At 47.1% G+C, this 24,505-nt stretch carries 18 protein-coding genes; 3 read left to right on the top strand and 15 right to left on the bottom strand.

All coding sequences use genetic code 11. The annotated features are described in order from the left end of the window. Positions 1-111: 111 nt before the first annotated feature. Entirely contained in the window at positions 112-5,730 is a 5,619-nt protein-coding gene (locus tag H8S75_RS10030; RefSeq protein WP_349768900.1) for a polysaccharide lyase family 8 super-sandwich domain-containing protein, read from the bottom strand. A gap of 247 nt (positions 5,731-5,977) precedes the next feature. Continuing rightward, positions 5,978-6,637, bottom strand: a complete 660-nt coding sequence (locus H8S75_RS10035; protein WP_187021188.1) for a YigZ family protein — start codon at positions 6,635-6,637, stop codon at positions 5,978-5,980. Positions 6,638-6,834: 197 nt separating this feature from the next. On the opposite strand from H8S75_RS10035, the gene H8S75_RS10040 reads away from it, so the two are divergent. Next, positions 6,835-9,522: a transglycosylase domain-containing protein gene (locus H8S75_RS10040; protein WP_187021190.1), complete on the top strand. Its 2,688-nt coding sequence runs from the start codon at positions 6,835-6,837 to the stop codon at positions 9,520-9,522. Positions 9,523-9,612: 90 nt separating this feature from the next. Here H8S75_RS10040 and H8S75_RS10045 read toward each other — a convergent pair whose 3' ends face one another. From H8S75_RS10045 to H8S75_RS10095, 11 genes are all read right to left on the bottom strand, one after another. Beyond that, positions 9,613-10,719: an autoinducer 2 ABC transporter substrate-binding protein gene (locus tag H8S75_RS10045; protein ID WP_187021192.1), complete on the bottom strand. Its 1,107-nt coding sequence runs from the start codon at positions 10,717-10,719 to the stop codon at positions 9,613-9,615. A 64-nt stretch (positions 10,720-10,783) separates the two neighbouring features. Further along, positions 10,784-11,743, bottom strand: a complete 960-nt coding sequence (locus tag H8S75_RS10050) for an ABC transporter permease (RefSeq protein ID WP_187021194.1) — start codon at positions 11,741-11,743, stop codon at positions 10,784-10,786. 2 nt (positions 11,744-11,745) lie between these two features. Then, a complete protein-coding gene (locus tag H8S75_RS10055) occupies positions 11,746-12,750 on the bottom strand; it encodes an ABC transporter permease (protein WP_187021196.1) in 1,005 nt (334 codons plus the stop codon). Next, a complete protein-coding gene (locus tag H8S75_RS10060) occupies positions 12,747-14,270 on the bottom strand; it encodes a sugar ABC transporter ATP-binding protein (RefSeq protein WP_243270223.1) in 1,524 nt (507 codons plus the stop codon). The genes H8S75_RS10055 and H8S75_RS10060 overlap by 4 nt, the downstream gene beginning before the upstream one ends. Before the next feature lie 15 nt (positions 14,271-14,285). Continuing rightward, a complete protein-coding gene (locus H8S75_RS10065; protein ID WP_187021198.1) occupies positions 14,286-15,014 on the bottom strand; it encodes a class II aldolase/adducin family protein in 729 nt (242 codons plus the stop codon). Continuing rightward, entirely contained in the window at positions 14,977-16,521 is a 1,545-nt protein-coding gene (locus H8S75_RS10070; RefSeq protein ID WP_187021200.1) for a rhamnulokinase, read from the bottom strand. The genes H8S75_RS10065 and H8S75_RS10070 overlap by 38 nt, the downstream gene beginning before the upstream one ends. Before the next feature lie 17 nt (positions 16,522-16,538). Next, positions 16,539-17,366 (bottom strand): aldo/keto reductase, encoded by an 828-nt coding sequence (locus H8S75_RS10075; protein ID WP_187021202.1) that lies wholly within the window; start codon positions 17,364-17,366, stop codon positions 16,539-16,541. 15 nt (positions 17,367-17,381) lie between these two features. Then, positions 17,382-18,113, bottom strand: a complete 732-nt coding sequence (locus tag H8S75_RS10080; protein WP_187021204.1) for a class II aldolase/adducin family protein — start codon at positions 18,111-18,113, stop codon at positions 17,382-17,384. Between the two features lie 255 nt (positions 18,114-18,368). Continuing rightward, positions 18,369-19,127, bottom strand: coding sequence for a DeoR/GlpR family DNA-binding transcription regulator (locus H8S75_RS10085; RefSeq protein ID WP_172683619.1), 759 nt, complete (start codon positions 19,125-19,127; stop codon positions 18,369-18,371). Positions 19,128-19,185: 58 nt separating this feature from the next. Next, complete coding sequence (locus H8S75_RS10090) at positions 19,186-20,736, bottom strand: FGGY-family carbohydrate kinase (RefSeq protein ID WP_187021206.1); 1,551 nt, start codon at positions 20,734-20,736, stop codon at positions 19,186-19,188. 16 nt (positions 20,737-20,752) lie between these two features. Further along, the gene (locus H8S75_RS10095; protein WP_187021208.1) at positions 20,753-21,622 is read right to left on the bottom strand and encodes a D-psicose 3-epimerase; all 870 of its coding nucleotides are present in this window, start codon (positions 21,620-21,622) and stop codon (positions 20,753-20,755) included. Positions 21,623-21,789: 167 nt separating this feature from the next. Between H8S75_RS10095 and H8S75_RS10100 the strand changes: the two genes are divergently transcribed. Both H8S75_RS10100 and H8S75_RS10105 read left to right on the top strand, forming a co-directional pair. Further along, positions 21,790-22,455 (top strand): class II aldolase/adducin family protein, encoded by a 666-nt coding sequence (locus H8S75_RS10100; RefSeq protein ID WP_187021210.1) that lies wholly within the window; start codon positions 21,790-21,792, stop codon positions 22,453-22,455. Then, positions 22,452-22,802, top strand: a complete 351-nt coding sequence (locus H8S75_RS10105) for a hypothetical protein (protein ID WP_187021212.1) — start codon at positions 22,452-22,454, stop codon at positions 22,800-22,802. Before H8S75_RS10100 ends, H8S75_RS10105 begins: the two co-directional genes overlap by 4 nt. A gap of 252 nt (positions 22,803-23,054) precedes the next feature. On the opposite strand, the gene spoVAE is transcribed toward H8S75_RS10105, so the two are convergent. Continuing rightward, entirely contained in the window at positions 23,055-23,408 is a 354-nt protein-coding gene (gene spoVAE / locus H8S75_RS10110) for a stage V sporulation protein AE (protein ID WP_002600319.1), read from the bottom strand. A gap of 29 nt (positions 23,409-23,437) precedes the next feature. Continuing rightward, positions 23,438-24,451, bottom strand: coding sequence for a stage V sporulation protein AD (gene spoVAD / locus H8S75_RS10115; RefSeq protein WP_055655688.1), 1,014 nt, complete (start codon positions 24,449-24,451; stop codon positions 23,438-23,440). Positions 24,452-24,505 lie beyond the last annotated feature (54 nt).

Below are 24,505 nucleotides of genomic sequence, written 5' to 3' on the forward strand. Positions count from 1 at the left end.
GCTTGCTGATTTCAATGAAAAAAAGAAGGATAAAAAATAAATATTATCTTAACAGAAAGAGATTTCCCATGATCTGGAAACCTCTTTCTGCCATTTGTTATTTGTTATCTGTTATTTGTCTTCTCTATTCCACGCACCGTCTTCCGCGACCATATACCCATCCGGTGTCACGCATCCGCTGTACATCGCTCCGTGAGGACGATAAGACGTTTCCGGTTTTTCGTAGACCCAGCGGCCATTTACCAGACTCCATCCTGGACTTCCTTCGGTCTGGGGAGCAAAGTAATACCAGAAACCGTTAATCGGATTCCATCCTTCTGCCATGGAGCCATCCGGTTTTAAGTAATACCAGAAGCCATCGGATTCGTTAAGCATCCATCCGGTTTTCATGGCTCCGCTGGAATCCAGCCAGTACCATTTTCCATTGTCCAAAAGCCATCCTGTCGTTTTTCTTCCATTGGTGTCGTAATAGTACCATACCTCGCCTGATTTCTTCCAGCCGCTGTTGAATCCAGAAGAGGAGCCTGAACCTGAGCTGCTGCTGCCGGATCGTTTGAACACGCCAGTCAGATGTGTATCTTCCCGAAGCACAAAGGTACAGCGTCCGTCGCTGCCGGCAGTAAGCAATTTTCCATTGGCCGACAGGCTTGCCAGACGGTAACCGCTCTGGGGAACTGCCTGCACGGTTACCTTTGTGCCCTTCTTTCCGGTCATGGGAGAGGCCGTAATCCTGCCTCCTGTCAAGTCTTCTTCGATCGACACCTGGAAGATTTCTTCTGCGGCCGTTGTCTTATCTCCTGTCAGATACACCCTGGCACTGTCCGGAAGTACAAAACAGATTCTCCCGGCTTCCTCCAGGCTGACTGACAGTGACTGTACCTCTCCGCTGCCGGTGTCTGAGTATGCACGAATGGTGTCTGTCTGTACCTCGTCCTCAGAAAACTGCATCCAGACGTTCGCAGGAGCCTTCCAGGCCACAGGGCCGCTTCTCACACCATTTTCATCTTCCAGACAGAGCTGGAACTTATACGACTGGCTCCAGTCCCCGCGCGGTCTGTCCTCAGGCCAGCCTGCATCGCTGTTTTCTGTCACTGTTAATATGACGGAATGTACCGCGGCGCGCACTCCTTCCTCCTTTTTCTCTTTGGAAGAAGCCGATGCCGGGGAATCTGCCGTTGATGGAGTCGCTGTTGATGAAGTCGCTGTTGATGGAGTCGCTGTTGATACACCTGACGCTAATGCATCCGACGCTGATTGGCGTGCGGCTCCGAAAGCTTTATAACCGACATTGGAGGCCGTAGCCTTCTTCGCCTGAGACGGAGTCGCCGGCATTAAGCTGTCATCCCACGGGACACTCAGCAGAAGTCCTGCCGCCGTAACTGGGCTGTCCATAAGCTCTGGTGTCTCAACCCTGACCTCAACGCGATTGCCGTGGGCCGCCATAACCTCTCTGTACAGTTTTTCCAAAACCAGCAGATCTTTCATGCAGTACTCTGCCAGTTCTTCGTTTGATACGCTCCAGACTGCGCTGACCGCCGTCTTCACTGCCTTTACCACTTCGAAAGCTCCGTAATCACCGGCCGCCTCTGCTGTTTCCGCTGCCTGTGTAATCAGTTCCACAACGTGTTCCACGGACGGCGGTGTCACGGACGGAGTCAGCCTTACGGACGCGTAAGAACTGTTTCCATTGGTTCCTTTCGTATGTACGACGAGCCTCACTCCGTTTTCTGTCAGCTGGACGTCAACATTTTCATCGTGAGTCAGGATTTCTTCGGCCGGTCGTTTGATATCCACAGTGACCGACCCGGAATTCTTCATGGTCGGATCAGACACAGCGATCGTCAATACGCCGTCTTCATCCTCTTCTGTCATGACAGATGCCGCTCTGCTGGCCGCCACTGCCCCGATTTCCGCCTGTCCGTCTGTCCAGAAATTCATTCCTGTCAGAAGTCCGTCTGCTGTTGCAGCAGCCTGGATCTCCGGCGTATTCTTCAATATTGTAATTCCCGGTTCTTTTGAATAGGCTTCCGTCTCTTCGGCGCTCAGCCCAGGAAGGAGAACGTATTCATATGCATCATTCTCCGGATTGGCTCCGTGATCAAACCACATCTCCAGGTAAGTCTCCAAAGCCTCGCCTTTCGAAGTCCCGATCAGGGACCAGTCTCCCGCGTTTCTCCCCTTTCTGACGGATACCGTCTGGTCTCCTCCCGGGAAATAATATCCGATATCGCTTCCTTCCACATTGCCTTCCAGATGGGCCCATGACACCTCGGGAATTCTGGTTCCTGAAACGTCGATGCTGCCGGCCACAATATCTTCCAGATCAGCCTCCTGAACCGGCAGGTCCTCGGCTTCTCCGTTGACCGTCAATACATTGTCTTCCTCCGGTCTCAGTCTCCGGTTCTCAATGATGCTCTCCACCGGATATGACTCTCCGGTATTGGTGATCCCTGCTCCCAGACACACGATCTGTCCGCCGAACATGAACCAGGACTTTTTAGCCGAGAACTCCGGGGCATACAGTATGGAAGGAGATCCCTCACCCTCCTTCACCCTGACCTCTCCGGTCATGGACATACCATTGATTCCGTTCGTGCCGATCGTACTGCCGCCTACCCAGGACTCTTTCGACCGGAAATCCCCTCCCTGGGCAAAGCCGGAACTGTCAGGCTGTCCTGTGCCGATATCCTTGGAAACTACAGTCGTACCTGCCAGCCGCAGCGGATTGACTGTATTCCAGAAATTCTCTGTATACTGCAGAACGTCACGGTTGTATAAATAGGTCATACCGCTTCCCTGATGCCATCCGTAACGGTTTTCATGGTTCATGATCTCCGTGTTTTGAATTCGCTCGGAATACATAGACAGCGCCAACTGGAAATCACCCGTTCTGTGAACAGCCCGGTCCATCAGCGGCATGTTTTTATGGACAGGCTGTATACTGCTTACGATGGAATCATCATCTCTGATTTCTATGGCCTTCTCTTTTACCGCCATATTCTCCGCGCCGGTTAAAGTATCCAAAAAGCCCGGATCGAGATCAATCCACGTCTTTAAAGCGCCCTTCAGTTCTTCTTCCACCTCCGGGGAAACGGAATTCATAAGCTGAATCATCAGAACCATGGCTTCTCTTCCCGAATCACGGTCACTCGCCCCCGGTCTGGATACAGAACGGCCTTTCAGGCTGTCCATCATCAAACCGTTGTATATACCGTTTAAAAACCCTTCTTTCAGATAAAATTCCAGATTCTCCTGAACTTCCCTTGGAAAATCCCACGGTGATTTTGCAAGCAGCGGAGGAAGGCCAACACCGCCCTTTAAGAATTCGATCCCATAAGAGCCGAGATACGGCACATGGGAGTGATCGAGGTAGGAACCGTCTGCGTAGAATCCGCTGGTGTAGCCCTGATCCGCAATCTTTGTGCTGTCTTCCACCGACTGGATGACAAACGTCTCCGAGGCTGCCTTGGAAGCTAAGTAAACCAGTTCATTGTCTTCTCTTAAAACCCCCAGCCCCAGCGCGGTTCTGGAACAGTCGATGATATTGGCCCCCTGGGCTGTCCGGTAACCCTGCGCATGAGTGCTTCCGGTTCCGATCAGCCCTTCATGATAGGGATCCGGCTGGAAGAAGTAGAGTGCTTCGGTATAAAGCGCCGTTTCTTCCGGAGTCAGATCGTCATATAAGAGCACCAGTGCCGGAATCAGATCCTTCGGCAGACCGATTTCCCATGTCCACCAGTTATCGGTCTGCGTCTTCGGCGTATAACAGTTTGAACAGAGCCAGTTCAGAATATGCTTCATGTCGCTCAGTATCTGGCTGTCCTTATAATACCGGCTTCCCTTCGCCGCATAGGCGCTTGCCATGGCCAGTACCTTTTTAAATGCCGGCCTGAACTCGACCGCATCGTCCTCATACGCTATGTCAGCATTTCCCGCTGCGCCGGCATCCTCCGGCCACGGAATATCCTGGCAGGAATCCTGTCCGCGGTATGCATACGCCTCCCAGGCAGCCATGGCCCGCTCGTCGATCGTTTCCAGAATTTCAGTACCGCCGTCCACAGCTGTCAAATCGGCTCCGATGATCGATTCCTTCCAGCGTTTGCGGATTGCAGCATAATCGGCTGAGTCCGCCTCCGGCAGATTATCCGGATCCTCATAGAGAACGGTTACCTGCCATTTTGCGCTCGTTCCGTATTCATCCGTCGCTACGATCGTCACGGTTCCTTTTTCCCGTGCGGTGATCATGCCGTACCCATCTGCTGCCCCTCGAACGGAGGCAATATGGCTGCCGTCTGCATCACCGGCTTTTCTGTCCCCGTCTGTCTCTCCTTCCTTTAGTTCCCGCTTGATTTTACTGCTTCCTGCATTGCGGACAAAGCTTCCATCCGGCTTCGGAATCTTTACTTCCCACCGGATCGCCCCCTGCAGGGATTCGGGCGCTTTTATTCTTCCATCCGATCCCCGGACCAGAGTAATCTCTTCGCCCGTCAATGTATCCGGAACCTTTCCCTCAATGGTTACAGTCGCCGCATTGCCCTTCATGGCCGCGGTGTCAAACTTAAGTATTACCTTTTCTCCCATAACCGCTTCCTGCAGCGCATCCGGATTCGAATTCGCTAAAATCTGTTTACCAGCGGTCTCAAGGATCACCTCCAGAATCCCATCCTGCTGTGACGGCATAACTGCCGCTGTGAGTTCGATGTTTCCTGTGGAAGAATCCTTCTTCAGTTCCAGTGCCGCAGGGTAATCCATGGTAACAGGAACGACCTGATTGTCCACCCGGACACTTCCCGGTTCCCACTTTGTGATGGCTACTGCGCCTTCCCCCACATCGGCCGCCGCCTGGACCGCAGTCGTATTCACGAGCAGTCTGGCATCCGTCTGATACAGGCTCTTGTTGGAATAATCATCCGTCTTCCCGCCGGCAACCAGCGTATACTGGTACGTTTCCTGCGGTGCGAGGAACAGTTCTGCAAGCTGAGCGGCATCTGTTTCCTTTGTATTGAGCCTGTAATAAACGGATTCCTTCGTTAAATAGGACCCGCTCTCACCGTTGCCGAATACATAGGACCAGTCCAGACTGTTGGAAGCTCCTGATCCGGAAGACGCGCTGAGCCAGTTCCGCTGGGTATGGACCCCCTGGGTCACCGTGTCGATCAGCGATGCCCACAAACCGCCTTCTTTACTGGCTGTACGCACAAGCCGGAATCCATTATTCGGGTTTGTCAGTGCCAGCTTTGTGCTGTCGGTAACCGGAATGGTATCCACTATCGTCACGAGCCTGCCGCTTTCCTCCTTTCGCACCTTTACGCCTGCTCCTGCACAGATGATCTCATCCTCAAACAGGAACCAGGATTTCACCCCTTCTGCTTCATCTCCCAGCCTGATTCCGGTGGCTGCGCCGCTGTTTAAGCCTGCACTCATGACTGCCTCCGGTGTTATCTGCAGCTTCCTAAAACCGCTGCTGCCGTCCCACAGCATCGTCGTCCCCGGAACCAGCGCTTCGTCCATAGTGTTCCAGGCCTGATCCGGCTGGCTGCCGTTAAACAGGGCAAGACTCCCGCCGCCTGCCGATGGGTCGAGTACCGCAGCATACTGTCCCGTGTTAAACTTTGACTGCTGTTTTCCCGCCGGCAGAGTCACCGCAGCGGCCGGCGACGTCACCGCCATCTGAAATACAAGACACATACTGACGGCTTGTTTCCATTTGTTTTTACCCCTTCGTTTCACACAATCTCCTCTTTCCTTCTATAAGATAAAAAAATTATAGAAAGTTCTGATGTAAAACGAAATGGAACATTTTTATATTTCTTATAAAATTTCAGGATTTCACCCGATAATTCTATTACTATTTTCAGATTTTTATATTATTTATATAAAAATACTATTTTCAGTAGTATTGTATACTTATATTCATATTATTATCAAATTATTCCGTGTTTTTTATTTTCATTTATTTAATATTTTTTGCCGTACTTTACCTGTTATCCAACAGAATCACATGTTTATCCAGAATACCAAAAGCTACCTCGTCCTGTACCTCAATCCCGGCCTTTCCATTGGTTAAATCAGTCAGCTCCGCAAGCATCCGTTCTTTCTGCTCCTCCGGGATCAGCACCGTGAGCATCACCTGGTCTGAATACTGGCTGTCCAGAATGGTAATATTCCTCTGTCCAAGCAGATACTGAATCTTGCCGACTCCATTGTAATCGGTAGTGACAGCCGTCTTTACTGCAGGCGTCACAGAGAGAACGGTACTGTTTTTAAGCCCCTCCTGGACAGCGGAAGAATAGGCACGCACCAATCCGCCGGTTCCCAGCAGGGTTCCGCCGAAGTAACGGGTAACAACAGCACAGACGTTGCATACGCCTTCGCCTTCCAGCACATCAAGCATGGGACGGCCAGCAGTCTGGGAAGGTTCTCCGTCGTCACTGCACCGCTTCTGCTCCCCATGCTCTCCGATAATCCAGGCATAGCAGTTATGTCGCGCATCCCAATACTTTTTCCGTGTCTCTTCCAGGAACAGAAGCGCCTCATCTTCTGTCCTGACGGGGCGCAGAGACGCAATGAATCTGGATTTCTTCTCCACAATTTCGGCGGTTTGGCCCTGGTATAATATCTTATATGGATTTCTCATAGGATTCCTCGTTTCTTTTTTCCTTTTCAGCGTATTTCTTTTTACATAATTATAGGTAAAATTCCAGACTTAATCAAGCACGTTTTCCCCACTCTTTTTTCTGATCCACGTATAATCTTTGCAATTTCTTCCAAAACTGGTAAGTGTTGAATTGATTTTCAATCTCTGGTATAATGATTCGGTAAAGGAGGTTTCCTATGAACTATGGCAAACATGAGACGGAGAAAAAGATCAAATCCGTCAATTCAAAAGCGAAGAAATACACCAGCCGGGTTTTTCTTGCCTTTTTAAAGAGTCTGTTCGTGCTGTGCCTGTTCTGCCTGGTAGTCGCCGGGAGTATCGGATTTGGCATGGTTAAAGGAATCATAGACAATGCTCCTGACGTCGATATCGCAACCATTGTTCCAAACGAATACGCCACTACGGTGTATGACAGTGCCGGCAATGTGACCGAGACTCTCGTCACCGCCGGTTCCAACCGTGAGGAGGCAAGCTACGACGAACTGCCCAAGAACTTAATCAATGCGTTCGTAGCATATGAAGATGCAAGATTCTGGGAGCACAATGGAATTGATCTGCGCTCCATCATGCGTGCGGTAAAAGGCGTGCTGACAGGCGATTCCTCTGCCGGCGGCGGAAGTACCATCACCCAGCAGCTTATTAAAAACAGCGTTTTTGGCGGGGGAATGGAAAAAAGCTTCGGGGAACGGCTGGAACGGAAGATGCAGGAATGGTATCTGGCCGTCAAACTGGACAGCGCCATGTCAAAAGAGCAGATCATTACCAACTACTTAAATACGATCAACCTGGGAAAGAATTCTCTGGGCGTCAAGGTAGCGGCAAGGAGATATTTTAATAAAGAGGTGTCCGACTTAACGCTGTCCGAATGCGCCGTGCTTGCGGGCATCACCCAGAACCCGTCAAAATTCAATCCGGTTACCGGACAGAAGGCCAACTCCGACAAGCAGAAGGTTATCCTGCAGTATATGGTGGATCAGGGCTATATCTCCAAGGAAGAGCAGGAGGAAGCGCTGGCGGACGACGTCTATTCCAGAATTCAGGATGTGGAGATCGTCACTAAAGAGACTTCCACACCTTACAGCTATTTTACGGACGAGCTGGTGGAACAGGTGCAGGATGCCATGAAGGAAAAGCTTGGCTACACCAACACTCAGGCCCACAACATGCTGTATTCCGGCGGCCTCTCCATCTATACGACACAGGACCCTGCGATTCAGTCCATCGTAGATGAGGAGATCAACAACCCCGACAACTATTCGGCGGCCCGCTATTCCATCGAATACAGACTTTCCGTCACCGGGGCAGACGGCACCACCACCCATTACTCGGAAGAGAATTTAAAACGCTACCACCGTGACAACGGGGACAGCGGCTATGACGGTCTGTACGACAGTGAAGAAAAGATACAGGCCGATATAGACAATTACAAGAACAGTATTTTAAAGGAAGGCGACACTGTCATCGGTGAATCCCTTCACAAGACGCTTCAGCCTCAGGCCTCCTTCGTGATCATGGATCAGAAGACGGGGCAGGTAAAGGCCATCGCCGGAGGGCGCGGGGAAAAGACCGCGAGTCTTACCCTAAACCGTGCCAGCAATACCCTTCGTCAGCCCGGTTCCACCTTCAAGGTGCTGACTGCGTTTGCCCCCGCCATGGATACGTGCGGCGCGACGCTGGGAACCGTCTATTACGATTCGGTTTTCACGGTTGGCAAGAAGACCTTCTCCAACTGGTACAGCTCCGGTTATCAGGGCTATTCCAGCATCCGGGACGGTATCATCTATTCCATGAACGTCATTGCGGTCCGCTGTCTGATGGAGACCGTTACACCGCAGCTCGGTGTGGAATACGCGAAGAACTTCGGAATCACATCGCTGACTGATACGGACTACAACGCGGCTCTGGCCCTGGGCGGAATCACCGACGGCGTGTCCAACTTAGAGATGACGGCGGCCTATGCCACTATCGCCAACGGCGGCGTCTACACGAAGCCGGTGTTCTTTACGAAGATTATCGATCACGACGGCAAGGTGCTGATCGACAACACGCCTGAGACCCACCGCGTGTTAAAAGATTCCACGGCGTTCCTGTTGACGGATGCCATGGCGGATTCCATGGAAAGCAGCAGGAAGTTTGCCCGTCCGGGCGCCGGCCCCAGCTCCACCAGCTCGTCGGCCAACATTCCCGGCATGTCCAATGCCGGGAAGAGCGGAACGACTACTTCCAACAACGATATCTGGTTCGTTGGATATACGCCGTATTATACCGCCGGTATCTGGGGCGGATGCGACAATAACCAGAAGCTGACCAAGCAAAATGGCGGCACGTCCTTCCATAAGGCCATCTGGAAAAAGATCATGACCCGTGTCCACGAAGGAATGTCCGATCCCGGCTTTACGGTTCCGGACAGCGTGGAGACTGCGCAGATCTGCCGTAAATCCGGCAAACTCCCCGTCTCCGGTGTCTGTACCAACGACCCGAGAGGAAACGCAGTATACACGGAATATTTCGCCAAGGGAACCGTTCCCACGGACGTGTGCAACAATCACGTGCGTGCCACGGTATGTGCGGAATCCCACTGTCTGCCCACCCCATTCTGTCCTGAACGGACGACTGCCGTATTCATGGCGCTGCCGGCCGGTGAAGAAGGTGCCACAGACGATTCCGTATTTGCAATGCCGGGCTACTGCCCGATCCACACTGAGGCGTCTGTCATTATCCCGCCTGCGGATGATACCGGAATGCCGGAGACGGCAGCTCCGGGAACACTGCCTTACGGACCTGGCTATGTGTCGCCAAATGCACAGACCAGTCCTGCACCTACTATAGGATCTCCGGTGCAGGTGAGTCCGGGGGCGCAGTAAACATGAACGATAAAAGGGGTGCCACACCATATTCGTGCGGCACCCCTTATTGTTATCTTAAACAATCAGAGAGGATCATCATGTTATATGCTAGAAATTAAAATCGTCAACGTTTTCATCCGTAAAAATAGAAGGCGCTCCCATAATCACGTGATTTCCCTGAATCGTAACAGTACCAAAACCGGGCACTTCCATATCACCGTCTTTCAGTGTCTTTCCATCCAGAATTTCCTTTGCAAGATAAACCGTAATATAGCCAAGTCTTGCCGGATCCCAGAGAAGAACCGTATCGATAGAGCCATCGTGCAGGTAAGTCCTCGCATCATTCGGCATCGCTGAACCTACAAGCGCAATCGAATCCTGAAGTCCCTTTTCGGATATTGCCTGGCCTGCTCCAATGGGTGCCGGTGAACTAAATCCTATAATCCCCTTTAAGTCCGGATATGTAGTAATTAAATCCAGCGTTTTTGTATAAGCTTCCTGAACACTTTCGTTTGTACAAACCGGATCTGTAACAAGCTTGAGCCCTGGATATTTTTCCGCGGCGTAATCGGAACCGAACTTGATCCATTCATTACACGTTCCTGCAGTCAGAGTACTCGTAAGAATTGCATATTCGCCTTCCTCCCCCATCGACTCCACAAGTGCATCCCAGTTTGCCTCTGCATACGTCTTATAATCAATTTCCTTCACCGATAAATCCACCACAGACGGATCCGCAGGAGAATCCCAATCCAGAATCTTTATTCCTGCTTCCTTTGCCTGTTTAAGCACCGGGGTAAGGGAATCTGCATCATTTGCTGATACACAGATCGCATCTACTCCCTGGCTGATTAAATCCTGAATCATCTTTACCTGCTCTGCTGCATCCGCTACTGTTGGTCCCGTAAATACAGCATTGACACCATCAATCTCTTTATCTGCTTTTTCCACACCAGCTCTGGCCGCTTCGAAATACGTAAGTCCCACAGCCTTAGGCATCACCACTATATTATACTCTTTTGCTGATTGTGCGCTCTCTTCGCTTTCTGCTTTCGTTTCTTCTGCAGGAGTCTCCTCCTTATTCTCAGCAGTTGTTTCTGCTGCCGCCTTAGCAGTCCCATCCGGTGTTTTTTCCTCATTCTTTCCCGCACAGCCTGAAAGGGCGCAGACACACATTGACAGTGATAAAACCATTGCAAGTAATCTTTTTTTCATATGAATTCTCCTTCTCCTTTTATCCTCTCATGATTAAGATTCGATTTCCAATATTACGATATTTCTATCTGCTTTTTCGATATTCATTTAAAAAATTCAATGTGAGCACACCGATCAGTATCACACCATTAATTACTGTAGTCAGATTACGGTCAAGCCCGAAAATGTTAAATCCACTCGATATGATCTGCAGGATAGCAACCGCGATCACCACTCCCCCCACTTTTCCATATCCCCCCGTAATCATGGTTCCTCCCAGTACAGATGCCGCTACAGCCTGCATCAGATAAGATGACCCATAATCAACTCTGGCTGAGTTATATCTTGACATCATGATTAACATAGCCAGACTTCCTAAAAACCCGGAATACATATATACTTTCATCATGATGCGGTTCACATTAAGACCTGAGAAGGATGCCGCTTTTCTGTTGCAGCCTACCATATAAACGCTCTGTCCCCAGGCAGTTTTTTCCAGAAGAAGCCATGTGACAACAGCCACAAGACCAAACACGATCATAGGTACCGGCACACCGCAAACTGTACCATTGCCGATCCAATGAAAGGCAGCCGGAAAACCGGAAATGGAATTTCCTTTTGAAATATAGAGACCAATTCCTTCAAACAATGTTGAAGTACCAAGTGTTGCCATCATAGCGGCTGCCCCAATATACGATACCACATAGCCATTGATGATACCGCATAGAACAGAGGCCACCATCGATGTTAAAACAGCGATCATGATGATGAGTGTTTCGTTCCAGTTCTGCTTATAAAGGGAAGCCATCACAGTTGCCGATACGACACCGCCAAGAGTAGCAGCCGTAACCAGGGATAAGTTAATACCACCTGTCAGTATGGGGACCATCATTGCAAGCGTCAGAATACCAAATTCAGGCAGCTGAAACGCCATGGACCGAATGTTCGTCACTGTCAGAAATTTATCTGGAGACAGGAAGGATAAGGCGATAAATACCAGGGCGAAAACAATCAGCAATATTCTTTCTTTAGAATTCTTCTTCATCTTCACCCCTCCTCGATATCTACTTTAGCCAAATGTCTTCCGGCACGGCGTTTCCCAATCACCACAAAACAGATTGAAAATACCATAAATACGCCCAATATAACCTTCTGCCAGTAGCTTGAAACCTTCATGAGCGTCAGGCCATTATTTATGACTGCAAATAACGCAACTCCCAGCAATGTGCCGGTTATACTGCCCTCACCTCCCATAACGTTCACACCGCCCAAAATGACTGCGGCAATCACCTTCATGTCATATCCATTAAATGCGTTCGGATCGATTTGTTTTAATATAGATACATGGGTCATCGCCGCAGTCCCGCATATAAACCCCATATAGCCATATACAAATACTGTGATTTTCTTAACATGAAAGCCGAGGCGTTCAGCTGACAACCGATTTCCACCTATTGCAAAAACGCCCCTTCCTACCTTGGTGTATTTCATAATTATATGAGTAAGAACAACAACTGCCGCCAGGATAAGAATCTGTACCGGTATCCCAGTCATCCCACCTCTACCGTTCGGAATCACATTCAGTACTGTTATTCTCCCAAATGCAGGAAAATTATCAGGAATATTATTGATGTATGCTCCCTTTGTTATATACAACATGAATCCGCTTATGATACTGTACATCCCCAGGGTCTCAACGATAGGAGGCAGTTTGATAAAAGCAATCAGAAGACCATTTACGATTCCCATACATGAACCAATCACCATACCCAGAAAAAAAGAGAGTATCACATTTCCAGTATAAGAAACCATAAAATTGCCAACAAAAAGCGTTGTAGCCGCTATAATGCCCCCTACTGATACGTCGATACCACCTGTAATCATAACCAGAAGCATCCCCAGTGACACGATAGCCAAAACCACATTTCCCTTCAATATGTTCATGATATTATCTACACTTAAAAATGCCGGATTTTTAATCGTTATGATAAAGCTTACGGCCACAAGAATGATCACCAGGCCCATTTCTTTGTGCTTTAATACGTTCTTCATGAGGCTGGTCCCCCCTTCGCTTTTTCATTCTTTAAGATTGCCGCATTCATAATGGTAGTCTGACACGCTTCAGTTCCATTAAACCGCCCATTGATTCTTCCTCTCCTTACGACGAGTACACGATCGCTGATTGAGAGGATTTCAGTCAATTCAGAGGAAACCATAATAACTCCCATCCCCTGGTCGGAAAGTTTTCGGAGCAGATCATGGATTTCTGATTTTGCACCCACATCAATTCCGTTTGTGGGCTCATCCACAATAAGGATCGATGGTTCTGATGCCAGCCATTTAGCAACAACAATCTTCTGCTGATTGCCTCCGGACAGCTTTTGTGCCTCCATATCGGGATACCCTGGTTTGATATTTAATTTTTCGATCCACTCCTTTGCCAAATCTTCCTTCTTTTTCCTGCTGATCAGGCGGCTCTTTCCTCTCAAACGCTTTAATACTGTAATTGTAATATTATCTTCTACTGATTTTGTTAAGATAAGGCCCTCTGTCAAACGGCTCTCAGGTACGTAGCTGATTCCATATTTTACTGCCTCCTCCATGGAACGGATCTGTACCTTCTTTCCCTTTATGTATATCTCACCGGAATCTGCACAGGCAATTCCGCAGATGGCCTGTATTATTTCTGTTCTTCCCGCTCCCACAAGGCCGGTAATTCCAAGAATTTCTCCTTTATGAAGTACAAAAGAAATATCTTTAAAATTCCCTTCTTTGGATAAATTCTTAACCTCGAGGACTGCTTCTCCTATCTGCTTTGCACTTTGATGGTTAAATTCCACTTTTCTTCCAACCATAAGCTTAATCAATTTTTCGTTGTCCATCTCTTCTTTTGGATAGGTACCGATATACTGGCCATCGCGTATTACAGAAAAAATGCTGCACACCTTAAACAATTCTTCCAGTTTATGACTTACAAAAAGGATTGATATCCCTCTTGCCTGTAAGTTTTTTATGATAGTAAACAGAAGCTCTACCTCTCCTCCAGACAGGGTCGATGTCGGTTCATCCATAATGATAAGCTTGGCCTTGCAAGCCAGCGCTCTTGATATTGCAACGAGCTGCTGTTTGGCTATCGATAAGTTTTCCAGAACCGTATCTGTATCAATATCCACTCCAAGGGCTGAAAGAGCCTGCTTTGCAGTTTCCCTCATTTCCTTCCAGTCCACTGGTTTTCTTTTTTTCTCAAGCTGATTGCTGATAGAGATATTTTCCGCTACAGTCAAATTAGGAAATAAAGAGAAATCCTGATAGATCACAATGATCCCCCGCCGTATCGCTTCCATTGGTGTCAGTCCAGATATCTTCTCTCCCTCGATCTCGATCAGTGCGCCCTCGTCAGGCTGATAATTTCCTGCCAGAATCTTTATTAAGGTTGATTTGCCTGCACCATTTTCTCCTACCAGAGCATGTACTTCTCCATACTTTATTTCCAGTTCAATTCCGTCAAGTGCCTTCACCCCCGGAAATGTCTTACTGACATTCGACAGTTTTATGTAAGTACCTTCCATCATCTGTCTCCTCCCACATCATCGGTCAAAGGCTTCTGAAAGGGTATGGTAGCGCCCCGGAGCTCCCGGAAATTCCCATTTCAAATCCTTTATCACCCGATCCAGGCCATTCATATCTTCCTCTGTCAGACTCTTCAGTTCCCCTCCCATAAGCTTCGCAGTTAAAATCGACTCCGCCATCGACTCCATAATCTGAATATATTCAATTGTATCCCGTGCACAGGACCGGCTTACTGCCACGACTCCGTGATTTTCCAGTATAAAACCATTTGCATCAGCTACATAAGGATCAAATACGTAGCCCAGTGCCTTTGCGTTAGGCTCCGCATAAGGAATCGTAAGAATCGGGCCCAGCAGCATCATAGCCTCTGGTATCAAAGGCAGCATCATAGCTCTTTTCCCTTCTTTTGAGGTAGACATTCCTATACAGAGCGGCGGATGGGCATGCATAACAGACTTGATCTCCGGCCGTTTCTTCATAATATGAAGGTGCATGAACGCCTCCCCGGTCGGCTTCTTTCCTTCCGGCGTGTATAGAACATTTCCTTCCATATCAACTGCGCAAATCATATCTGCAGTAATCTTTCTCTTTGGGGTCTTGGTTGGGGTAATCAGAACCAGATTCTCTTCTACACGGTAAGACAAATTTCCGCCAACACTGGCTCCATATCCCAATTGACCGTCTCTAATACACACCTCAACCATTTCATCAAGTTCTCTCTTGTATTTTTGCAGAACTTCTCTCATTCCCTTCTCCCTTCACGATCGGAAGCCAGCCAAATACTGGACTCATCCTTTTATAAATCCGTTCCCAATCATTCTCCCTGGCTGCATTCGGATGGTATGTTTTACACTTCCAGGTTCTCTCTATAATCCGAAGTCCCTCCTCCATCGATTGTATCATACCGGCAGCTATCGCCTGCTGGATAAAATTACCAGTGACAGAAGCTTCCACCGGCCCGGCTGCAACCATGATCCCCAACGCATCTGCAGTCGATTGACACAAAAGCTCATTTCGGCTTCCGCCTCCTAAAAGCTGTAGTTTTCGGAACCGGCAATCCGCATATAGCTCCAGACAATCCCGGCTGTAACGGTATCTAAGCGTCAGACTTTCACAAACGTTTCTCACAATTTCACCGACCGATTCCGGAATGCTCTGTCCAGTTCTTCTGCAGTATTCCTTTATTTTTTCTACCATCCTGCCTTCCTTAAAAAAGTCCTGTGCCTCTGTATCAATAAACGAATGAAATGGTTCTGACTCATTTGCCATATTCGTCAATTCACTCCAGCTGTAATTCTGTCCCTGCAGCTCCCATTCGCGTTTACACTCCTGCAGAATCCATAATCCTGTATGGTTAAATCTTAAATTTCTTTTCCCATACAAGGAAAGATCATTGGTCAGTCCATACCGGATCAGAGACAGGTCTTCTATTGGTTCGTCAATCAGGCAGCCCATACATGACCAGGTACCGCAGCTCAAATATAGGCTTTCCTCCTTATGCTCCATATCTGCGCAAACAGATGCTGCGGCTGTATCATGACCTGCCACCGCGATAACCTGGAGACTCCCTGATATCCCTGTTTCAGATATGATCTCTTCTGTCAGATTACCTAACGGCGTACCGCTCAATATAATATCTGGAAAGCGGTCCGGAATTCCGAGCATCTCTCTGTAATAATGATTCCACCTCCCCGACCGTATATCAAGAAGCTGTGAGGTGGCGGCCATAGTAATTTCCGAAGCCTTCACTCCGGTCAGGAAGTAATTAAACAGGTCCGATATCATCAGTATCGTATCCGTCTGAGAAAGAAGTTCTGCTTTTTTCATCCCCAGATACTTTAAGAAAACAGTAGGCTGAATATCCATAGGCTTAAAAAGAGTCATCGTAAACTGTTTATCCTTAGGAATTACTTTCTGCATTGATGCAAGAATACAATGTGAATTGCAGTCCCTGTAGTGGTACGGCTGAGCCAGCAAATCTCCCTGACAGTCGAGAAGCCCTATTGTATTTCCCCAGGAATTCAGCCCCATCGTATCAATTGGCAAACCTTCCTTCGCAGCAGCTGCAAGTCCATTCTTGATCTCCTGGAAAAGCTGCAAAAAATCCCAGTAAAGAACGCCTCCCAAACGTACAGGACGATTTACAAATCGATGCAGTTCCCTGATTTTTAACGTTCCGTCTTCCAGTATGCCATATATGATTCTTCCATTACTGGCTCCCATATCACAGGCAAGCATATGAAGTGTTTTCACCCTCATCCCTCTTTTCATTACAAATAGTATTCATCCGGGTCCTGATAATAGCGGCGCCCTGTGTTGAGAGTCATCATTAATTCAATATCTTCTTTTGTTAGCTGAAAGTCAAATATATCCAGATTCTGTCTGGCATGGTCCGGATTAGAAGCCTTGACCAGCACCCTGGCTCCTAACCCGGTAAGATAACGAAGTGTTATCTGAACAGGCGTTCTGTCATAATGAGACGCTACCGCTTCAATTATCGGATTATGAAGTATCTCTGCTCCACGAAGCAGCGGGCTCCATGCTTCCACGCATATATCATTCTTCCTGCAGTAATCAAGCATCTCCCAATCAATAAAAAATGGATGCATCTCAATCTGGTTGACCATGGGAATCTCTCCCCCCAGCTTCTTAAGCTTTTCCAGATGATGAATCTTAAAATTACTTACTCCGATTGCCTTTACACGCTTTTCTGCATATAAATCCTGAAACGCTTTCCAGGTTTCTTCATAGAGTCCATTCATCGGACAGGGCCAATGGATCAGGAGTAAATCAATCGTTGTTCCCAACCGCCGTTCACTTCTTTCAAATGCTTTAATGGTCTTTTCGTAACCATGATCCTCATTCCATATCTTTGTGGTAAGAAACAGCTCTTCACGATTATAATTACAGGTACGAAGCGCTTCTCCAATTTCACTCTCATTGCCGTAATGTTCGGCAGTATCAATTCCTCTGTAACCAAGTCTCCATGCCGTATGAATGATTTCTTTCATACAACCTCCGGCTGACGCCTTATATGTACCAACCCCAATCATCTGCCGGGAGATTCCGTTTCGAAGCATTGAAATATTATCATCCATTACGAATGCCTCCATCTATGCCTTATCAAATAAATCTTTCATTCCGGTAAATTGTTTTTTTCCTCCCGGCATATGCTCTCCTCTGATCAGAAGCAGATTGTCCAGGCCTTCCATTTCTTCATTGGTAAGGGTTCTAATATCTTCCCCCATAATCCTATTTGCCAACAAGGATTTTGCCAGGCTTTCCAGAACCTGAACTGATTCAACAGTATCCAGAACACCACTGGTGCTGCATACAAGGCAGCCATGATTCGCCATAATGAATGCATTAGATTTTTGAATATATGGTTCGAAGGAATACCCCAGTTCTTCTCCATTCGGCTGAACGTAGGGAATTGTAAATACAGGTCCTAACTGTGTCATAGATTCCGGAAGTAATGGCAAAATCATCGCTTTCTGCCCTTCCGCCGTTAGAGACATGCCTATTGCGTAAGGTGGATGCGCGTGCATGATACCTGTTACATCCGGCCTCGCTTTCAGGCAGTATAAATGCATAAACATCTCTCCGGTTGGCTTTCGCCCCTCTTTCGCGTAGAGTACCTGCCCCTCCATGTTGACAATACAGATATCATCGAAAACAATGTTCCTTTTAATAATTCCGGTAGGTGTAATTAATATCACGTTCTCCGCTACCCGAAAAGACACATTACCTCCAGACGCCGCTCCAAACCCCAACTCTCCGGATCGTCTGCACACTTCGACAATTTCTTCGATCTGTTCACAATATAACATTTGCAGCTCATTCAACTAATATCCATCTCCTTTTCCACTTTATATTCTCTTGTTATTAAAATTATATATCGCATTTTTGCAAAAGTCAACATTATTTTTCTATTTTACAATTTTAAATCTTTGTTTTCCAATTTAAAAAGAGTAATATTTTGTTTTTAGATTTTCTTGTTAACTCCCGGATGATTTTATTTCATAGAACAAATTTTCTTACAAAATAAAAATAACAGGATCATCTGTTTCATACAAGATGATCCTGCTAAAGTACCATGGCTATTCTACAATTTTCAGGCAAATCCCTTTTGCCCGGAATAGATCTGCTGTCTGCGGATCAATTCCGCAGTCCGTATAAATAGCGGTAATCTTTTCAAAACCGCTGGTCGTAATATGAGCAATCTTATTAAACTTGGAGCTGTCAGCAAGCAAATATACCTCACCGGCAGCGGCAATCATACATTGCTTAATCGCTGCCTCCTCCTCATTCGTATCCATAATTCCCCGTTTGATGTCAATAGCACTGCAGGAAATAAAAGCCTTCTGTATATTATACAGCTTAATTGCATTCTTCACCATATCACCCCGGTACGACATGGATTTTGTATTAAGCTTGCCGCCTGTAGAAATTAGGGTTACGCCTGCCTTCTGTGACAGAATGACTGAAATATCCAGAGAGTTTGTAATTACGATTACTTCTGAATTCTCTGGTATACACTTTGCAAGCGCACTGGTGGTAGATCCCGCATCCATAACTATTAAGTCCGATTTTTGAATCAGATTGGAGGCCTCCGCCGCTATTGCGCTCTTCTGCGGATAATTGTAAACGTTTCTCTGCTCCAGCGAGCTTTCATTCGTCTCTTTGGCCGTCGCACCACCAAACGTTCGAATAATCAATCCTTCCCCACTCAAATACGTCAGATCTTTGCGTATCGTCTCCTCCGTCACATGAAAGTAAGCGCTCAATTCACTACTGGTTACCGCCTTTGTAGTTGTTATAATATCTAATATCTGTTTTCTACGAGCATCTTTCGTCATCTGCTGCATCCGGAAATACTGACCCCAGCATTTCTTACCTTTCCTGAATAATTTAATTTTATTCTAGCATACAATCCTTTTTATCACAAGTTTGTTTCCATCTTAGTTTCCAGCTTTTTTCCAGGCCGCGGTATGTTGCCTGAAATACCTCAAAATACTTTTCATACTCCACATGGCGTTTGATATCAGGCATATAACTCTTATTTTCATGAACTGTACATAGTGCAGCTTCCTTCAGGCTGCTGTACACTCCCTGTATCACCATGTTGGTCAAAGCAGCCCCCTTTGCTCCCAGTTCGCCGCCCTGCACCGTCACTACTTTTTTTCCCAGAACATCTGCAAACATCTGGCACCACATATCACTGGCCGAACCACCGCCGCAAACTGTTATTTTTTTAATCTCACCCGGCATATGATCATAGCAGTCACGCATTGCATATGCAACGCCCTCATAAACTGCTCTTAACAAATCTGCTTTTGTATTTCTTACCGACAAACCAGTAAAGCTCGCTCTGGCATCTGGATTCGTAAATGGAGCCCGTTCCCCACCTGCCAAAAGGTAAGGATGATAGAGAACACCAGCTGAACCGATTGGAACGCTTCCTGCGAGCTGCTGTGCGTATTCATATAAGCTCAGTCCCAATTTCTGTGCTTCCGTTTCAAATTGATTCCCAAAAAGGCCTAGAAACCATTCCAGATTTGGTGTACCCGCCAAAGATGCCATTAGTCTCAGCCACTTCTGGCTGCAGCCGTGGAATACCGTCATTCCTGCATATACGGAATCCCTGCATGGTTCATTGATGACCATTTCATGAAGCGCTGCCGTTCCCATAATACTGCAGCATTCACCAGTTTCCAGCACACCAGCGCCTATTGCGCAGGCCGCCACATCCATCGGGCCGCCAGATACGATTACCTCCTCGTTAAGACCTAAAAGCAATGCCATATCTTTTCTGATGCGCGCATAATTATCAATACACGGTTTTACTTCTGGATATTTTTCCTTATACTCCAATAGCCCGTACACCTCAAACAGTTCTCTGGAATAGGTGCCAGTTTCCATATTTAAAAATATCAGGGACTGATCCGTCACATCCGTTGTTGCCTGTCCTGTCAGTCGATAAAACAGTGCATCCTTTAAATGCATAATATACTTTGCATTCTTAAGGCTTTCGGGCTCCTGCCGATCCAGCCATTTGATAACACAGGGCTGATTGCCCGTAAAAATCCGCGTTCCTGACTGTTCAAAGACAGTCCGTGCTGTTCCGTCTGCCGACCACTGTTCAAATTCTTCATGACCTCTTCCGTCGCAGAAACAACAGCCTCTTCTGACAGGTTCTCCTTTTTCATCAATCAGCCAGGCTCCATCTCCTTGTGCTGTAATTCCGATTCCTGAGATAGAAGCACCACCGAATTTCTTTGTGATAGCCTGAATAGAGCGTACTGTTTTTTCCCATATCTCATTAAAATCTTCTTCAAACCAATTTTCCTGTTCACAAACAGCGGTTAGAGGGAATCCCTGTTTCATGATTTCCTCCCCTCTCGTATTAAAAAGAACCGCTTTAATCCCGGATGTACCAGAATCCAGCCCTATTATGTATTTTTCCATCTGTCCCTCCTTACAGTCATGATTCCATTAGACCTTTGATATAAGCGAGTCCTTCCTTCGCCATCTCATCCATTCTCTTATCATCTGCCTGATTTGTCATATCCCGCCAGATATTACTGTCTCTCGATACAGTGCCTCCTGTCCTGACTAATGGTTCCAGGGTAATGGTTTTCTGATAACCAATCTCCTTTAAGCCTTTAGCTACCTGATCCCAGGCCATCATACTCCCTCCATAAGGAACCACTCTGTTGTTTTCCCCTGCATGGAAATGACCAAGCTTTTCTCCCGCTCCTATGATCGCATCATACATCGAGGCTTCTTCTATATTCATGTGGAATGTATCAAGAAGAATGTTGACATTTGGGCTGTTCACTTCTTTGACGAGATCGACTGCCTCTGCTGATGTATTAAGCAGAAAATTTTCGAACCGGTTCGTAATCTCCAGATTATAGGAAATGCCATATTCTTCCGCTACCTTTCCAAGCTCCTTCAGGCTTTTTATACTGGATTTTGTTTTTTCTGCTTTTCTTTCATATTCCGAGAAATCCGCCCATGCACAATAATTGATGCCTGAAAAATTTTTCCCGCCTAAAAAGTGTACTTTTTCTAATATCTGTTTCAAATATTCAACACCGGCTCTGCGCACACCATCATCTTCTGATGAAATATCATGATCCTTTCCCAGTCCGATGAGAAAGCTCAATTCTATCTTTCTCTCCTCTGCCGCTGCTTTTACTTCTTCTAATTTCTTCTGTGGAAGCGTAAGAAGCAGGGGAGTAAAAATTTCCAGTACATCAAAGCCGCAATTGGCTGCCCGCTCAATTGTTTTTATATACTCCCCTTCCCAATCCTTGGACCAGTATGCATACACAATTCCATATTTCATTTACGTTTTCCTCCTTCTATTATTTGTTTTCCAATTAGTACTTTCATATTATCACACCATATTTTATTTTACAACATTTTATTTTTGTTTTCCAATTATTATTCTTGACTTTTTTTGCCTTATGATAAATAATAAAGATAAAAGAAAGAGTAGGGGGGTAAAACGAAATGGACTATTTTAAGGAAAGAAATTTGATAATTGAGACCTGTTTATGGCTGCAAGAAAAGGAGTTGGTAATCGGTACGTGGGGAAATGTAAGTCTTCGTCTTAACAATAATCTTATCTTAGTAACGCCCAGCCGTGTTGAATATGAAGAAATGGTTCCGGAAGATCTAGTCATTGTTGATATGGCAGGAAAGAAAACATCCGGATTCAGGGCTCCAACATCAGAAATGCACATTCACAGGCTAATTTATGCAGCAAGGCCCGACATTCAGGCTATTATCCACTGTCACCCCTGCTATGCTTCAGCCATGTGTGCCTCCGGCCAGTCTATTCCGCCCATCTTAGAAGAGATGACACAATTAATTGGAGGAGAAATCCCGATTACACAGAAATATATACGAGCGGGAGAACATCTTGCTCTTGCTGAAGAAACCGTTCATGCACTCGGTCAGCAAAGTGCAGTCCTGATTGCTAATCATGCCCCCGTCTGCTGCGGCAGATCCCTGTCTGAAGCAAAAATCTGCTGTCTGGTTACAGAAAAAGCTGCAAAATGTTACCTTTCGATCTTCGGTCACCATCAGGTATTTAAAATTCCTGATGATATGGTGAGAGCAGAACATCACCGATATCTTTTTGAATATGGGCATGAAGAAGGGAGTAAATCATGAAGAAAAAATGGAACCGTGTTCATGTATCTCATTCATTTATGAAGCGGCTTCATAATTTCAGAATGGCACATGAAAAGACAATACTTTTTAATCGGAAAGAAAAAATAAATCAGTTGTACCAAAAAATACATACGGAATCAGAAAGCAAGATAAAGTGCGGACTAAAAAATGAACCGGACAGCGTTACCATAAGAATTCTGACAAAGGAATTTATGGCTAATGATGATACGCCTGCCTTGTTTGAGCTCATCCATTTATCCGATACCATCTATATTAAATCAATAAAAAAATACACTTTAATTGAATTATGGTTTCGTTGTTGGGAATGGTCCGGCAACTCAATGTAAATGCGAATAACAAACAGATGGCCCCAACTAAGAGACATTTTTCACAGTTCCTTATTGGGGACCTTGAACTGTGGATATTTCCTGCCCGACGCCTCCACCAGACAGGCAATATTAAGGATATGAGCCTTTGAGAGAAGTATTCTTTTCCGGCAGATTCCGTAAAGATTTTGAGACCGCAGTCAAGTGCGGCTGCATTTCGATTTTTTTTAAGGCGGTGAGAGGGATCTTTCCTCTCGCCGCCTTTCGCGTTTTTTATTTCATCTTCGGCTTAAAAATCACCGACCCCAGATACCCAAAAATCAGTGCTCCCGAGATCCCCACCGCACTGGCGGTGAAGCCGCCTTCAAAGATTCCCAGAAGTCCGTCCTCTCCCATGCTCTTCCACACGCCCTTCCAGAGCGTGTTTCCGAAGCCGAGCAGTGGTACTGTGGCTCCGGCGCCTGCCCAGTCCGCAAACGGCTGATAGAGGCCCAGAGCACCAAGAATTGTTCCGCTCACCACCAGCAGCACCATAATCCGGCCCGGCATCAGCTTTGTGTTGTCCATCAGGATCTGAACCAGGGCGCAGATTACTCCGCCTACAAGAAATGCTTTTACAAATTCCATCGTTATCTCCTTTCTGCCAAAGGCTTGTTTTAACCGATATGCTCCAGCATAACTGCGTGTGCAATACCCGGAATCGGCTGTCCCTCGTTAAAGCTGACCGTGGAAAGCAGCGCTCCCGTCGGTACAAACAGCACCCGTTTCCAGGTTCCATCTTTAATCTTTGGAAGAATGTAGGAACACAGTGTAGCCGCCGAACAGCCGCATCCGCTTCCGCCCGCATGGGTGTCCTGGGTCTCCTGATCGTAGATTTCGATTCCGCAGTCCGTATGGATTTCCTCCAGCAAGTGGTCCTTATTCTTCATAAAATCGAGGAGAATGGTGCGTCCGATTTCTCCTAAATCCCCTGTGATGATCTTGTCATAGTACGATTCATCCACGCCAAAATCTTCAAAGTTCTGTTCAATGGTGTGGAACGCCGCCGGTGCCATCGCGGCCCCCATATTCATGGAATCCTTGCTTCCCATGTCCACCATACGGCCTGTTGTGATGCCTGTAATGGCCGCTATTCCCTCACTTTTATGCTTCGATACCACGACGGCTCCGCAGCCTGTCACCGTCCATGTAGCTGAAAATGGCCGCTGGTTCCCGTAGGCCAGTGGAAAACGGAACTGTTTTTCCGCGGTTGCAAAGTGGCTGGAGGCCATTGCGATGATTTTGTCCGCGTATCCGGCGGCTACGGTCATTGCGCCCAGGTTCAGGGCCTCTCCCATGGTGGAACACGCTCCGTAAAGTCCGAACAGCGGAATTTCCAAATCCACCGTTCCGAAGGAGGTGGCAATCAACTGTCCCAGCAAATCTCCGGCAAACAGATACCGGATATCCTTTTTCCGAATATCTCCCTTTTCAATGGCCAGATCTGCCGTCTGTTTCTGCAGCGCGCTCTCCGCCTGCTCCCAGGTGTCCGCACCAAACATGTCGTCCTGCTCCACCACGTCGAACAGCTTTCCCAGAGGACCTTCTCCCTCCTTTTTTCCTACGATGGAGGCCATGCTTTCTATGACCGGAGGTTCCTCAAATTTGATACTCGCTTTTCCTATCTGCATTCTGTCATTCACTCCATTTCTCTGTAAACCGTAAGTTTCTCTCTTCTCTGCTAC

It is taken from the genome of Hungatella hominis, from assembly GCF_014288005.1.
GTDB classification, from domain to species: domain Bacteria; phylum Bacillota; class Clostridia; order Lachnospirales; family Lachnospiraceae; genus Hungatella; species Hungatella effluvii.